The organism is Moraxella sp., assembly GCF_024227015.1.
GTDB lineage: Bacteria > Pseudomonadota > Gammaproteobacteria > Pseudomonadales > Moraxellaceae > Moraxella.
The window spans coordinates 1-13,915 of sequence record NZ_JAAELD010000137.1 but is presented as its reverse complement, the minus strand read 5'-3'; the positions used below and the strand labels follow the sequence as shown (position 1 = coordinate 13,915).

Sequence of the window (13,915 nt, the reverse complement as noted above, 5' to 3'; positions counted from 1 at the left end):
ATTTGATAAAATCAATCATTAAAAGGGTTTGATTATGGCATTTACCAACAAAGATCTACGAAAAGCAGGGCTTAAAGTCACACTTCCACGCATCAAGATTCTTGAGCTGCTTGAGACAGCTGAGCATCACCACATGAGTGCTGAAGATGTGTATCGTGCCTTAGCATCTCAAGGCGAAGATGTGGGCTTGGCGACTGTGTATCGTGTATTGACGCAGTTTGAGCAGGCGGGCATTGTTGAACGTCATAACTTTGAGAATAACTTGTCGGTCTTTGAGATCGTTCAAGAAGATCATCACGACCATCTAGTGTGTGATGTGTGTGGCAAGATTGTTGAATTTAATAATCAGGTCATCGAAGATGAGCAGTTCCGCGTGGCAGAAGAGAATGGCTTTAAGCTGTCAGCACATTCTTTGGTATTGCACGGCGTGTGCAGCGACGAAGAATGCCAAAAAACTTTAGAGAATTAAAACATCGCCCTTGGCGTGATTTTGATTTATTCTAAAGCATCAATATGTAATAAAAAACAGCTTGATAATATCGAGCTGTTTTTTTTGGCGGTTAGCTGAGTTAGATGTCTTTGGCGATTGCTTTGGCGGCGTCGATACTGATTAGGCCTTGCTCAATGAGATGTTTTAGGCTGTGTTCTAGGCTTACCATGCCATCGGCTGCGCCTGTTTGGATGGCTGAGCGCATTTGAGCGGTTTTATTTTCGCGGATGAGGTTTCTAATGGCGGGTGTGGCGATCATAATTTCGTACGCAGCGATGCGTCCGCCATTTGCCTTGGGCATCAGCGTCTGGGCGATGATGGCTTGTAATGACTCGGACAGCATGGCGCGAATCATGTTCTTCTCATGTGAATCAAAGACATCAATGATTCGATCGATCGCCTTAGTAGCACTATTGGTGTGCAAGGTAGCCAGCACCAAGTGACCTGTCTCGGCAGCGCGCAGTGCAAGTCGAATACTCTGTAAATCACGCAATTCTCCGATTAATATCACGTCAGGATCTTCACGCAAGGCTGACTTTAGCGCATGATCAAAGCTGTGCGTGTCGCGATGCACTTCGCGCTGATTGATGAGCGAGCGCTTAGAATGATGGATGAACTCAATCGGGTCTTCAATGGTTAAAACGTGTGCGGCGCGTGTCTCATTAATATGATCGATCATGGCGGCAAGTGTGGTGGATTTACCAGATCCTGTTGCGCCTGTGACGAGAATTAGACCTTGTCGCAGGGTGCATAACTGCTTAAAGGTATCGCTAAGATTCAGCGATGATATGGTCGGTATCTGGCTGGGGATGATGCGAAAAACTGCCGCCACGCCACGATTTTGAAAAAACACATTCGCGCGGAATCTTGATAATTCTTTGATTTCAAAAGAAAAATCAATTTCTCTGTGTTCTGCTAATTGCTCTAGCTGATCATCGCTCATGTGCACACCCAGCATGGCGATGATATCGTCATGTGATAAAGGTGGCATGCTCACCGAAGTCATGCTGCCATCAATACGCAGGTAGGGTGTCTCGCCTGTGGATAGGTGTAGGTCTGATGCGCCAGATTGTATGGCGTAGGCGAGCAGTGTGGACAAAGTGGGTGCGTTCATAGGTGTTTAGATTTTAATAATTGGATGTAAATTGATGATTATTTTATGATAAACTTATCAAATAAAAAAGCAAAATCATCGGAATTAATAATGAACGATCTTAAGCATAATTATGAGCAAGTATTAGCACGACTAAATGCCGCCAACCAATCGGCAAATCGAGATAATGGCGCAAGGCTGCTGGCGGTGTCTAAGACCAAGCCTGCTGCTGACATCCGTACCCTGTATGAGGCGGGCCAGCGTGATTTTGGTGAAAATTATCTACAAGAAGCACTTGCCAAGCAACAAGAGCTGAACGACCTGTCCATCACCTGGCATTATATCGGGAGCATCCAGCGCAACAAGACGCGAGATATTGCCACGCATTTTGATTGGGTGCACACCATTGAGCGCGCCATCATCGCTGAGCGACTTAATGACCAACGCGGTGATCTTGCGCCTTTGAATGTGCTGATTCAGGTGAATATTGATGACGAGGACAGTAAGTCTGGTGTGCAGCCTGATGAGGTGTTAGCACTTGTGGATGTTATTCATGATTTGCCAAAACTGGTCTTGCGTGGATTGATGGTGATACCCGCCAAAGAAGGTAGTGATGCTTTTAATCGTACTCGAGCGCTGTTCGACGAGGTTAGACGTGCCCGCGATCTGCCCAATTGGGATATGCTTAGCATGGGGATGAGTGGTGATATGGTGGACGCGGTTGCGCATGGATCGACCATTGTGCGTGTGGGTACGGCATTATTTGGTGAAAGAGATTATTCTAAATAATATAAATCATAAAAAACCCGTCAAGAGACGGGTTTTTTGTTGGATTGATTAGAATGCGCCAGTAATCGACCAACCGTTCACGAGTGGGTAACGACGTTCGCGACCGAATGATTTTTTGCTGATTTTGGTGCCGATCGCACCTTGGCGGCGCTTATGCTCAGCGTTATCAACCATACGTAGAACCTTTTCGACCACAGCCGGCTCGTAGCCTGCCGCGCAGATTGCTTTGTAGCCCAGATCCTCATCGATGTACATCTTAAGGATGGCATCTAGCATTTCATAATCTGGCAAGCTGTCTTGGTCGGTCTGATCAGGACGCAGCTCGGCAGATGGTGCGCGTGTGATGACGCGCTCTGGGATAACAGGATTGTCCTCTAGGCGGTTGCGGTAATTGGCAAGGCGATAAACGTCAGTTTTGTACACGTCTTTTAACATGTCAAATCCGCCCACCATGTCACCATATAAAGTGGCATAGCCAACCGCATTTTCAGATTTGTTGCCTGTGCTGACCACCATGTGACCAAACTTGTTAGACAGCGCCATCAAAATGGTGCCGCGAGCACGAGCTTGTAGGTTTTCTTCAGTGGTGTCGGGCGCACTGTTCGCCAGTAGTGGTGCTAATGCGGCACGCATGCCTTCGACAGCATCGTGAATTGGGCAAACGGTATATGAGACATTAAGTCTAGCAGCTTGGGCAGCGGCATCTTCTAAGCTCATGCTGGACGTGTATTCGTACGGCATCATGACGGCATAGACCTTATCTGCGCCCAGTGCATCGACAGCCAAGCACAGCGTAAGGGCGCTATCAATACCGCCCGACAGACCGATAATCACACCCTTAAAGCCCGAACGGTTCACATAGTCACGCAGACCCACGACTAAGGCTTGATACATTTCAGATTCTTCAGACAGAACCAATGGCGCTTTGAGCTGCTCATCGAATACTTTCGTATTAGGATTGAACTGCGCCATGATTAGCTGATTTAAGAATCTAGAGCCTTCATGGGCGACCGTGCCATCAGCCTGTACGATGAGTGAGCCGCCATCGAACACGATATCATCCTGTGCGCCGACAGTATTGGCGTAGATGATTGGTAATTCATGGGTCTTGGATTGACGAGTTAGCAGTTCTTTGCGCTCGATTTGCTTGCCCACCTCGAACGGTGAAGCGTTTAGCACCACAACAAGGTCAGCACCTTCTTTTTTGAGTGTGCGAATTGGCGCATCGTGCCAAATATCTTCGCAGATGAGCAGTCCAATGGTCGCACCTTTATAATCGAACAGTACTTGATTGCGACCCTTATTAAAATAACGATGCTCATCAAAGATGCCATAATTTGGCAGGCATTGCTTGTGGTAAAAGCCTTTTTGGCTACCGCCTTGTAGGATGGCGGCTGAGTTGAATGTGCCGTGCTGATCGATGTGAGGATAACCTAGGATGATGACAATGCCTTCGATTTTGGAAAGTTCGTCCATGGCGATTTTAACGCGTTCAGCCAGAGTGGGGCGCAGCAGCAGATCTTCTGGTGGGTAACCGATGAGCGCAAGCTCTGGGAAAATCACGATATCTGCACCTTTGCTTTTGGCGTCTAGTGCCAATGCGCTCATTTTTTTGACGTTGCCTGCGATGTCACCCACCCAAAAATTGGTCTGCATGATGGCAAAAGTAATCGTACCTAGTAGCGTATCGGTGCTTTGTAGCGACATTTCGCCATCAGCTGTTTTGATTTTTGACATTTTTTATAATCCTGTAAATGATAATTTCATGATGATTTCATGTAATCGCCATTCTGGCGTGTTCGTTACAAACTTCATGTTCGTGTTGTAATTTAATGAATTGCGCCCGCCTAAAAAACATCCAATGTGCATGCTTTTTAAGCAAAAAATACTCGGCACACCTTAGTATAGCACAATAATTGTGTTTTTGGCGTTTTTGGGAGGGTTTTGTGGTATAGTAGCGATTTGTTTTGGTTATTTAGGATTGCTTATGTTTGCTTTTATTTTAAATGTCATCATCATTTTGATTGTGATGAAGATATTTTTTAAATTCATGTACCCAAAGCCTCCTAAGGAATTTTTTGCCAAAGAAGGCGACGACACAACGGTGCGCACCTGCGACCATTGCGGGCATGCGCTTGCCACCTATCGTGGGATATTGGAGCAGGATGGATCGGCTGAGAGGTTCTTTTGTAATGACGAACATCGCTTAGCATATCTTGATGGTGTTCAAAATAAGAGCACGCCATCTGATGATCATGCAAGACCCAACTAAATAATAAATACAACACAGCATGGATGCTTATAATGTCTGATTCTTCCTTTGCTAAGTTATTCAAAAATTGGCGCCTGCCTTGGCGCACCCATCACCCAACAATCGGCATAGAGATTGGTTCATCATCCGTGCAGGCGGCGGTGCTTGAGCGCTATCGAGATCAGTGGCATCTAAAAGCATGCGGCGTTCAAGCTTATGATGGAGATGTTGAAGATGTGGCGGCGGTGCAGTCAGCTCTGACTCGTCTTTTAATGAGATTGGGCGTGAGCCAAGGCAGCGTCTCGGTAACGGCGCACACACCCGTGATGAGCCGCACCATAGCTTTGCCAAGTGGTCTGTCTGATGATGATATTGATCTGTTGATCCGCCTAGATGCTGATAAATACATACCGCATCCTTTGGGTGAAGTGAGTTTTGATTTTTGGGTGTTGGGTGATGATGGGCATGAGATGTCTGTCTTATTGGTGGCGGTGCGTACGTCTATGGTGGATAGGTGTGTGGAGATTGTCGCGGCGGCTGGGCTTGATGTGGATGTGGTGGACGTGCATGAGTATGCTTTGGCACGGGGTCTTACGCCTGCGATTACAGATTTATCAGGTGAAGTGGCGATTATTCATATTGATGATAGCAAAACCTATGTCTATGCAGCGCATATGGATCAGCATCGTATCTTTTCAGGATTTCATTATCGACAAGAATACTTAAATCACGCCTTGGGTTCGGCTGATGACATTCGTGCCGTCAAGGTGGAATTAGATGCTTCTAAGATTACCCCAATCAATGATAATGACTCGGTAGAGGGCATGGATTTTTATGAATTTTTGGCGCAGCATAGGCAGGATGCCACTAAGAGTGCTGATGCGCCTATCAAGCAATTAAGCAAGTCTTTGGATTTCGATCACTCCAGTAATATCCATTCGTATTCATCGGATTATGAAATTCGTTTTGATGGGGTTGTAGATGCTGGTGCTGATTTGACAGAGTCATTGGGTGAAGCGCCCGCCTGTCATGATGTTAGTGAACAAGTCGCTAACCTGCAAAAAATGCTTCTTTCTTATGAATCTTCCGCTCACACCAAGGCGGATGTCGTTGTTCTGTCGGGTTTATCAGATGAGTATTTGGCAGCGCAATTATCACAAGCTGTAGGCGTTCCTGTTTATCTTGCAGATCCATTTCTAGGAATGAGCATTAGTCGTGGTGTAAGCCAAGCTGAATTGGGCGGATCGTCCAGACTGGTGGTGGCTTGTGGTCTTGCCATGCGTGGATTCGATGGGGTGCCAGATGAATAATATCCCCAAGATTAATCTCATGCCGTGGCGTGAGCTGCGCCGAATTCGTAAGAATGACCAATTTCGTCGCGCATTAATTCTCGTGACTGTATTGTCCGCTGGGCTGGTTGGTGGTGCGTACATCTATGAAAAAGGCAAGCTCAATCACCAAAAGGCCATCAATGACGACATCGCAAATCGCATCAGTGCGCTTGATGCGGATATTGTGAAGATCGCTGCATTGGAAAACGAGCAAAAAGCGCTGCTGGATAAAGTTACCATCATCAATGATCTGCACGGCAATCGGGCGGCGCTTGTGCGATTTTTTGAGTATCTGGCGCGTACGAGTGCAGGCTTAGTGTACTTTGAGCGTATAACATTGTCAGGGGAGATGCTGACACTGACTGGCGTGTCTAGAAGCTCTGCTGATGTAAGTCGATTCTCCCAAAGCATCAGTACGGATGTGCAGAGTGTGCTTGATGATGTGATGGTGGTCGGCCTACAAGATGCACCAAATGGCGCAGTTAATTTTGTGATTTCCGCCAAGTTGATTTTAGATTCTAAGCAAGTCGCTGATAGCTCACCAAACGACTCATCGGTATCTCAAGACATGACAGATGATCAAGAGGGAGCACCATGAATAGACATCGTAGACCTTCATCGTCAGAGCGCATCGCACAGACTTGGCGAGAGCTTAATGGTTTGACTTTGGATAATCTGGGCGCAGCACCCAGATGGCTAAAGGTGCTATTGCTGGCATTGTGTGTTCTATTCATAGGTGTGTTTGGTTGGATGCTACTCATCAAGCCTATTAAGCTTGAGCGCAGTGCAATGATGACGCATGAGCAGACGCTCATCAGTCAATACGCCCAAAAATACGCCAAAGCACAGCAGCTAAGTGCCATAGAAAATCAAACCCAGATTCTCAATCGTGATCTAGCAACCACCATTGAGGTCTTGCCAACAACGCTGAACATGGGGCTAATCGTAGAGCAGCTACACGCGGTGGCGATGCGTACAGGCACTAAGATCGTGGATGTTAAGACGCAGTCCGAGGTGGAATCAGAGTTATTTTTTGAAAGGGGGCTGACCATCACGGCAGAAGGTGGTTATCACGAGATGGGTCGGCTACTTTCCCAGATTTCATCGCTATCGGTGGCACTGACCTTTCATGATTTTGACATCGAAAAATTATCTCAAAGCGGTAATCAGGCGAAGCTTCGAATGACGCTACATGCCAAAGCCTATCGCGCCAAGGTCATTGATGTGACTAAGGAGGCGGCGAGTGACTAAGCTTGTTAAAGGCGTGTGCTTGGGCGTATTTGCCATGAGTGTGATGGGTTGCCAAAAATCATCCGTTACTAATGAGGTGGATGCCAAGCTTGATAAAATTCATCAAATCGCCATTCCAACGCCCGTCCCGATGAATGAGAATCATGCGCCACTGATTGAGGATTATCATGCAGTGAATGATCCTTTTGCCGCTCCTGCTGGCTTGGTGACTGTCACAGCATCTGCTGATACAACTCAAGATAAATCGAAGGTAGTGAACGCAGATGATAAAGATAAGCCAATTGAGCAGAGCGAAGAAGATACTACTAAAACCCCAAATCCTGCCATTAAATACGGTAAATCTGTCAGTATAGATCTATCTAGACCGCGTCAAGTGTTGGAAAGTTATGCACTGAATTCGCTTAGCTATCGTGGTCGCATTGAGCAAGGTGGGCAAGTGAGTGCGCTCGTGCTGAGTCCTGACGGTGTTGCGTATCCTGTGCAAGTGGGGCATTATCTGGGGCAAAATCATGGCAGAATCACTCACATCGACCGTCATGAGATCACCCTAAAAGAGGCGATCATGCAAGAAGATGGTCGTTATTATGAACACATTAATCGTCTAAGATTTCACCCTTGATATGAGTAATGATATGAAAAAATGGCCTGTATTAATGCTGATGCTAATCACAATGGTGGGCGCTGCTCATGCGACATCTGCGCCAGCTCAGCAGTATCAAGGTGAGCGTATCTCGGTCGAATTTCAAGACATGCCTGTGCGTGCCGTTATCGATGTTCTGGCGCATGCAGGCGGCGCAAATATCGTGGCAAGCGATGGCGTGACAGGAAATATCACCTTAAGGTTAAATAATATCCCATGGGATCAGGCACTCGACATCGTGGTCGATACCAAGCATCTCATCAAAACTGTGAATAATAGTGTCATCACCATCTCATCCCCAGATGAACTGACGCAAATCTCCCAGCGCCGCGCCCAAGCGCGCATTCAGTCCCAGCAGCATCTGCCACTACAGACCGAATATATCCGCATCAATTATGCCGATGCCAAGGATATTTTATCACTGATCCATCATAAGTCTGAGGCTTCATCAAGTGCCGCCATGCTGTCAGATCGCGGTGTGGCGAACATGGATACACGCACTAATACACTCATTATCAAGGACATCCAGCCGAATATCGATGACATATTAGCATTGGTGTCGCGCCTTGATGTGCCGGTGCAGCAGGTGATGATTGAGGCGAGGATCGTGAGTGCCAATGATGGCTTTAGCCGAGATCTTGGGGTGAGCTTTGGAGTGCTATCAAACAGTAATCGCTTGCAGGTTGGCGGATCTCATAACGCGCTCTGGCACCTAAGGTCGTCAAATAATGGATCGACTAACATCACACGCCCCGATCATCTGGCGGTTGATCTGGGTGTGGCGAATCCAGCAGGTCGCATCGCATTTGGTCTTATCAATATATCAGACGTATTGCTTGATTTGGAATTGTCTGCCATGCAGGCTGATCGCCGTGGTGAAGTTATCTCAACACCAAAGGTGCTAACCGCCGACAAGCAAACGGCGCGCATCTCATCGGGTATGCAAATCGCCTACCAAGAAGAAACATCAAGTGGTGCGACCAATACGGTCTTTAAAGAAGCGGCGCTTGTACTGGAGGCGACACCAACCATCACGCCAGATGGTAAAATCACCCTAAAATTAAACGTGAAAAACGGCACGCCTGTCACTAACCTAGGTGAGATTGCTATCCAAGAAGATGCCCTAGAGACCAATGTCATCGTCGATGATGGTCAGACTGTCGTGTTGGGTGGTATTTATCGTCAGACCAATAATAATGGCGTGATCAAAGTACCGTTTTTTGGTGATTTGCCTGTTGTCGGAAAATTATTCCGTAAAGAAAGTCGTAGCGATACCAAAGAGGAGCTTTTGATTTTTGTTACCCCAAAATTGGTGCAGTAATAAAATTAGCCAATCCATCACAAAATACTGGCAAGATTGGCGCAAACCTTGTATTATAGGGTATTTTGATTTTGATGCCAGAGTGCGACATGTACGACGAAGATAATCCGATCATCGAGGATGTGGTGGTCGAAAAAACCAGCGAAGGACTTGCCAAGTTACTGCCATCGATTTTCTTGGTGGGGCCGATGGGGGCGGGCAAGACAACCATCGGCAAGCTCTTAGCCAAGCGCTTGGGACGAGAATTCATCGATTGTGATCATTATATCGTGGCGCAGACAGGTGCTGACATTCCTTGGATTTTTGCCAAAGAGGGTGAAGAAGGGTTTCGTGATAGAGAGACGCGCGCGCTTGAAGAGCTGACCGCGATGCCAAACATTGTCATGGCGACAGGCGGCGGCGCGGTAGGGTGCGAAGAGAATCGCAAGCTATTACAGCAGGGCTTTGTGATTTATCTTGAGGCGAGCGTTGATACACAGCTGATTCGCACAAAAAAAGACAAAAACCGTCCGCTACTGCAGAATGACAATCCGCGCGCAACTTTAGAAGCTTTATACCAAAAACGCCATCCTTTATATCAAGAAGTTGCAACCATCATCGTACCAACAGGACGCGCTTACCCTAAGCAGATGGTGGCAGATTTGTTAGAAATTTTGGCAAAATACGCCAAAGAACACGCCTAATCATTCATCAATCAATACCGTAACTATGACCATGCATACTTTAACTGTACACACCCAAAGTCACGATTATCCTATTTTTATTCTCGCTGGACAAAAAAATCCCGCAGGACAGCTGGACTTGGCATCTCAGATCATTCCTTTTATTAAGGGTAAACAGGTGCTGATTGTGACGAATGACGTAGTTGCGCCATTTTATCTGGATGCGCTTGAAGGTGCATTAAAGACAGCAAGCTTTGATGTCGCAACCTGCGTACTACCTGATGGCGAACACCACAAAAACCAAGACAGCATTAATCGCATCTATGATGTGCTGCTTGAGCATCATTTTGCTCGTGATTGCACGCTGATTGCCTTAGGTGGCGGCGTGATTGGGGACATGGTGGGTTTTGCTGCAGCAAGCTTTATGCGTGGTGTGAACTTTATCCAAGTGCCAACAACGCTTCTTGCGCAGGTGGATTCTTCGGTTGGTGGCAAGACTGGCATCAATCACCCGCGTGGCAAAAACATGATCGGCGCATTTTGGCAGCCTGTTGCTGTGCTTGCTGACATGACGACTTTTGACACCTTGCCCGCCAGAGAGTTCGCAGCGGGACTTGCTGAGGTGGTGAAGTACGCACTCATCTTAGATGCTGATTTTCTGACTTGGCTCGAGGAGAACGCCGAGGCGATCAATGCGCGTGATGGGGCGGTACTGTCAGAGATGGTCTATCGCTGCTGTCAATTCAAGGCGAATGTCGTCGCTGCAGATGAGCGAGAGTCAGGACTCCGTGCGTTATTGAACTTTGGCCACACCTTTGGACATGTCATCGAGACGCATCAGGGCTATGGCGTGTGGCTGCATGGCGAAGCGGTGGCGGCCGGCATGATGCAAGCAATGGCGATGTCGCATAAGATGGGATTGGTCAGTACAGAGGATGTGAGCCGTGTGGCAAGGCTATTGGCGGTATTTAATCTGCCAACAAAACCGCCTGTCATCGAGGTAGATACCGCGCTTGATCTTATGGGGCATGACAAAAAAGTGCAGGCGGGTAAAGTACGCTTAGTGCTACTAAATGGCATCGGCAAAGGCTTCGTGACGGCTGATTTTGACATGGTGCAATTAACAAATGTACTACAAGGCATCGATGAGTATTTAGCATAATTTAAAAAATTTTGTTAAAATAGCACGAAATTTTATAAAAAAGGTAAACTCATGGCAATTAGCGCCGAGATGAAAGAAAGATATTTTCGCCGCCAGGCCCTTTATTGGCTTGCTTTGGCGGGGGCAATGTTGGCTGCTTGGTTTATTTTGTGGTTAGCCAGTAGCGCGCCAAAAATCATCAAAGACACCACGGATGAGCAGGCGGCAGAAGTGGTTGCTGATTTACCAACGCGCATAGATGCATTGGGTGAGCTTGATAAAGAAGTACCACCCATTGACTTCTCGACATTGGTTATGGATTTGCGTACTTATCCTGCTGAGTTTAAGGATCGTAATTATTTCAATGGCAAAAATTACGCCATTGAGCTGATGGACGTCAGCCAAAATGAAATCATCGTCAATTATCTAGACAGTCGTCCGAATGATCGCAATAAGTTTGCATATTTTCGCTATCTCGACAGCAACCAAAATCCGCGCTATATCTTAACATACGGCAAATTCGACAGCATGGAGGCGGCGCGCGCGGCAAATCAGGCGATGGATTTTGATTTGCCAGGCAGTGTCGTGCCAAATGCAGTGTCAATGTCAGGCTATCTTGATATTATCGATGATTATGAACGTGGTGAGGTGGTGCGAGATCTATCAAGTCGCCAGCCAAGACAGGTAAAACTACGCGCCACGCGCAATGAGATTCCTGTGCAGGCTGCCACGCAAGCAGATGAGGAGCTTGCCAATAAGAGCCGTGAACAAGTATCGGAGAAGGTGCAGCAGATCCAAACATCGATCGATGAGCCTGTGACCATCGTTACGGATGTGAAACCGCCTAAAGAGAATGCTCAAAATGAACCAAAATCTCAGCCAAAACCACAACAAAAAGCTGAGAAAGAATCTGCTGCTGCGCCACCACCTAAAGCACCAGAGAAAGAAGCGCTAAGCGAACCAAAAGAGGCGCCCACACCCATGGTGAACACATCTAAAGTACCAGGCAGTGAATAAAAGGAGTTATCATGACTAATTTAGATGCTAATATCGTCCTTGAGATGCTGCAGGTCGGCAACGAGCGCTATGTGGCGAATCTGGCCAGTACGGAGCCACTTCGTATCCCACCGCCCACGCTGGTTGCAGAGCAGAAGCCGAATGCGATCATCCTAGGCTGCTCAGATGCGCGGGTGCCGGTAGAATTAATCTTTGACCAAGGACTTGGTGATTTATTCGTGATTCGTGTCGCAGGTAATGTGGTTGCGCCAAGTCAGATTGGCTCGATTGAATTTGCCGCTGAGAAATTCGGTACACAGCTGGTCGTTGTCTTGGGGCATAGCCACTGCGGCGCCGTGACCGCGTGTGTTGAGGCCTTGGCAAATCCTGATCAATACTATTCGCCAAACCTACAATCCATCGTCGATCGTATCCGTCCAAGCGTCTATAATCTGCACGAAATCGCAACAGCAGGCGATGGCGAGATTGACATGGATGAATTCATTGACCGTGCGGTACGCGCCAATGTACGCATGTCGGTCAGTCAGCTAAAACACGGCTCGCGCATTTTAGAAGATATGGTGAACGCAGGGCGTCTGACCATCATTGGCGCAGAATATGACGTCGCAACTGGCCGTGTGAATTTTTTTAATTAACTTAATATCAAAGGGGAAAATGATGAGCATCATTAAACAACCTGCCAATGCGCTGAATGCCAATGGCGTAAAAGACATTCCTGTGCAATCAGAAGGTTTCGTCTATAATCACACCATGCTTCGCATCAAAGATCCTGTGAAGTCGCTAGAATTTTACACAGGTGTGCTGGGCATGACCCTGCTTCGTCACAGCCAATTCCCTGATGCGAAATTTGATTTATATTTTCTTGCCAAGCTGACCAAAGAAGAGCGTAATAATCTGTCAAATATCGATAATTTGACGGCTTATGTGTCTCGCCAGCGCAGCATCTTGGAGCTTACCCATAACTATGGCACTGAGAATGATGCTGAATTTAGCTATCATAATGGCAACAGCGACCCGCGCGGCTTTGGACATATTTGCTTTAGCGTGCCGAATCTGGCAGATGCGGTAAAATGGTTCGATGAAAATAACGTGGTGTTCCAAAAGCGTCCAGAAGATGGCAGTATGAAAGACATCGCTTTCATCAAAGATCCTGACGGTTATTGGATTGAAATCATTGAATTAAAATACTAATTCATAAAAAATATCCCCAGATTTGGGGATATTTTATTGGCTAGTGGTTTAGCCTAAGAAGGCATTGTACATCCACACCAATTTTTCTTGTTCTTGAACATAGCCTGTTACCAGATCAACAGAACCTTGATCGCTGGCTTCTTCGGCAAGCTCAGCTACGCTACGCTGCTCTTCGATCAGAGCTTGTAGGCCTTTTACCACGCCAGCCACACACTCACGACCATCGAAGACGTCTTTGTCTTCTTTGATGCTCGATGCTTTGGTGAAGTCGCTGTATGCGTGTAGTGGTGTGCCACTTAGCGTCAAAATACGCTCGGCGATTTCGTCAATTTGAAGTTGTAGCTCGGTGTACAGTTCTTCAAATTTTGGGTGTAGAGTGAAGAAATGCTCACCTTTAACATTCCAGTGGTAACCACGCACGTTGATATAAAAAACGTGATAGCTTGATAGTAGGTTATTTAACGCCTTGATGACAGGGGTAACTTCTGCCTTCTCAAGACCAATTTGTGTGGTGGTTTTTTTACTTGCTGCTTTTTTAGCCATGATGTTCTACCTTTGTTTAGTTAATGAATGAAGTGATGATGCGTTGTCTCATCGATGGATATATCCTAACAAAACCTTACGATAATGAGAAATTGATTATCGCAACCATCGACTTTGATTTTATTAATACAACCTCTAAAATGACCTGATGAAACTGTATAAATTTTCATCATTTAACATCATCAAATCTATCTT

The 13,915-nt window shown here is 46.7% G+C and carries 16 protein-coding genes; 13 read left to right on the top strand and 3 right to left on the bottom strand.

The genetic code is table 11. The features are described 5' to 3' along the window. The first annotated feature begins 34 nt into the window (after window positions 1–34). Window positions 35–469 (top strand): ferric iron uptake transcriptional regulator, encoded by a 435-nt coding sequence (fur, locus tag GY683_RS02965; RefSeq protein WP_297287328.1) that lies wholly within the window; start codon window positions 35–37, stop codon window positions 467–469. 100 nt (window positions 470–569) lie between these two features. Here fur and GY683_RS02960 read toward each other — a convergent pair whose 3' ends face one another. After that, entirely contained in the window at window positions 570–1,604 is a 1,035-nt protein-coding gene (locus GY683_RS02960) for a type IV pilus twitching motility protein PilT (RefSeq protein ID WP_297287327.1), read from the bottom strand. Between the two features lie 90 nt (window positions 1,605–1,694). On the opposite strand from GY683_RS02960, the gene GY683_RS02955 reads away from it, so the two are divergent. Beyond that, on the top strand, window positions 1,695–2,372 hold the full coding sequence (locus tag GY683_RS02955) for a YggS family pyridoxal phosphate-dependent enzyme (protein WP_297287326.1): 678 nt from the start codon (window positions 1,695–1,697) through the stop codon (window positions 2,370–2,372). A gap of 48 nt (window positions 2,373–2,420) precedes the next feature. On the opposite strand, the gene GY683_RS02950 is transcribed toward GY683_RS02955, so the two are convergent. Further along, window positions 2,421–4,079 (bottom strand): NAD+ synthase, encoded by a 1,659-nt coding sequence (locus GY683_RS02950; protein WP_297287329.1) that lies wholly within the window; start codon window positions 4,077–4,079, stop codon window positions 2,421–2,423. A gap of 280 nt (window positions 4,080–4,359) precedes the next feature. Here GY683_RS02950 and GY683_RS02945 point away from each other — a divergent pair, with 280 nt between their 5' ends. The 11 genes from GY683_RS02945 to gloA all read left to right on the top strand — a co-directional run bounded on the left by GY683_RS02945 (window position 4,360) and on the right by gloA (window position 13,177). Beyond that, window positions 4,360–4,644, top strand: a complete 285-nt coding sequence (locus GY683_RS02945) for a hypothetical protein (RefSeq protein WP_297287325.1) — start codon at window positions 4,360–4,362, stop codon at window positions 4,642–4,644. A 32-nt stretch (window positions 4,645–4,676) separates the two neighbouring features. Beyond that, a complete protein-coding gene (pilM, locus tag GY683_RS02940) occupies window positions 4,677–5,933 on the top strand; it encodes a pilus assembly protein PilM (protein ID WP_297287324.1) in 1,257 nt (418 codons plus the stop codon). Continuing rightward, a complete protein-coding gene (locus GY683_RS02935) occupies window positions 5,926–6,552 on the top strand; it encodes a PilN domain-containing protein (RefSeq protein ID WP_297287323.1) in 627 nt (208 codons plus the stop codon). The genes pilM and GY683_RS02935 overlap by 8 nt, the downstream gene beginning before the upstream one ends. After that, window positions 6,549–7,205 carry a type 4a pilus biogenesis protein PilO gene (locus tag GY683_RS02930; RefSeq protein ID WP_297287322.1) on the top strand — a complete coding sequence of 219 codons (657 nt, stop codon included), beginning with the start codon at window positions 6,549–6,551 and terminating at the stop codon, window positions 7,203–7,205. Before GY683_RS02935 ends, GY683_RS02930 begins: the two co-directional genes overlap by 4 nt. Continuing rightward, the gene (locus GY683_RS02925; protein ID WP_297287321.1) at window positions 7,198–7,824 is read left to right on the top strand and encodes a pilus assembly protein PilP; all 627 of its coding nucleotides are present in this window, start codon (window positions 7,198–7,200) and stop codon (window positions 7,822–7,824) included. The genes GY683_RS02930 and GY683_RS02925 overlap by 8 nt, the downstream gene beginning before the upstream one ends. Before the next feature lie 13 nt (window positions 7,825–7,837). Further along, a complete protein-coding gene (locus GY683_RS02920) occupies window positions 7,838–9,166 on the top strand; it encodes a type IV pilus secretin PilQ (RefSeq protein ID WP_297287320.1) in 1,329 nt (442 codons plus the stop codon). Window positions 9,167–9,255: 89 nt separating this feature from the next. Next, window positions 9,256–9,849 (top strand): shikimate kinase, encoded by a 594-nt coding sequence (locus GY683_RS02915; RefSeq protein WP_297287319.1) that lies wholly within the window; start codon window positions 9,256–9,258, stop codon window positions 9,847–9,849. A gap of 25 nt (window positions 9,850–9,874) precedes the next feature. Continuing rightward, window positions 9,875–10,990 carry a 3-dehydroquinate synthase gene (gene aroB / locus GY683_RS02910; RefSeq protein WP_297287318.1) on the top strand — a complete coding sequence of 372 codons (1,116 nt, stop codon included), beginning with the start codon at window positions 9,875–9,877 and terminating at the stop codon, window positions 10,988–10,990. 51 nt (window positions 10,991–11,041) lie between these two features. After that, on the top strand, window positions 11,042–11,986 hold the full coding sequence (locus GY683_RS02905; protein ID WP_297287317.1) for a hypothetical protein: 945 nt from the start codon (window positions 11,042–11,044) through the stop codon (window positions 11,984–11,986). 11 nt (window positions 11,987–11,997) lie between these two features. Next, window positions 11,998–12,621: a carbonic anhydrase gene (locus GY683_RS02900; protein ID WP_297287316.1), complete on the top strand. Its 624-nt coding sequence runs from the start codon at window positions 11,998–12,000 to the stop codon at window positions 12,619–12,621. Window positions 12,622–12,643: 22 nt separating this feature from the next. Next, window positions 12,644–13,177 carry a lactoylglutathione lyase gene (gene gloA, locus GY683_RS02895; RefSeq protein ID WP_297287315.1) on the top strand — a complete coding sequence of 178 codons (534 nt, stop codon included), beginning with the start codon at window positions 12,644–12,646 and terminating at the stop codon, window positions 13,175–13,177. 48 nt (window positions 13,178–13,225) lie between these two features. Here the strand turns inward: gloA and GY683_RS02890 are convergent, their stop codons facing one another. After that, entirely contained in the window at window positions 13,226–13,720 is a 495-nt protein-coding gene (locus GY683_RS02890) for a Dps family protein (RefSeq protein WP_297287314.1), read from the bottom strand. Window positions 13,721–13,915 lie beyond the last annotated feature (195 nt).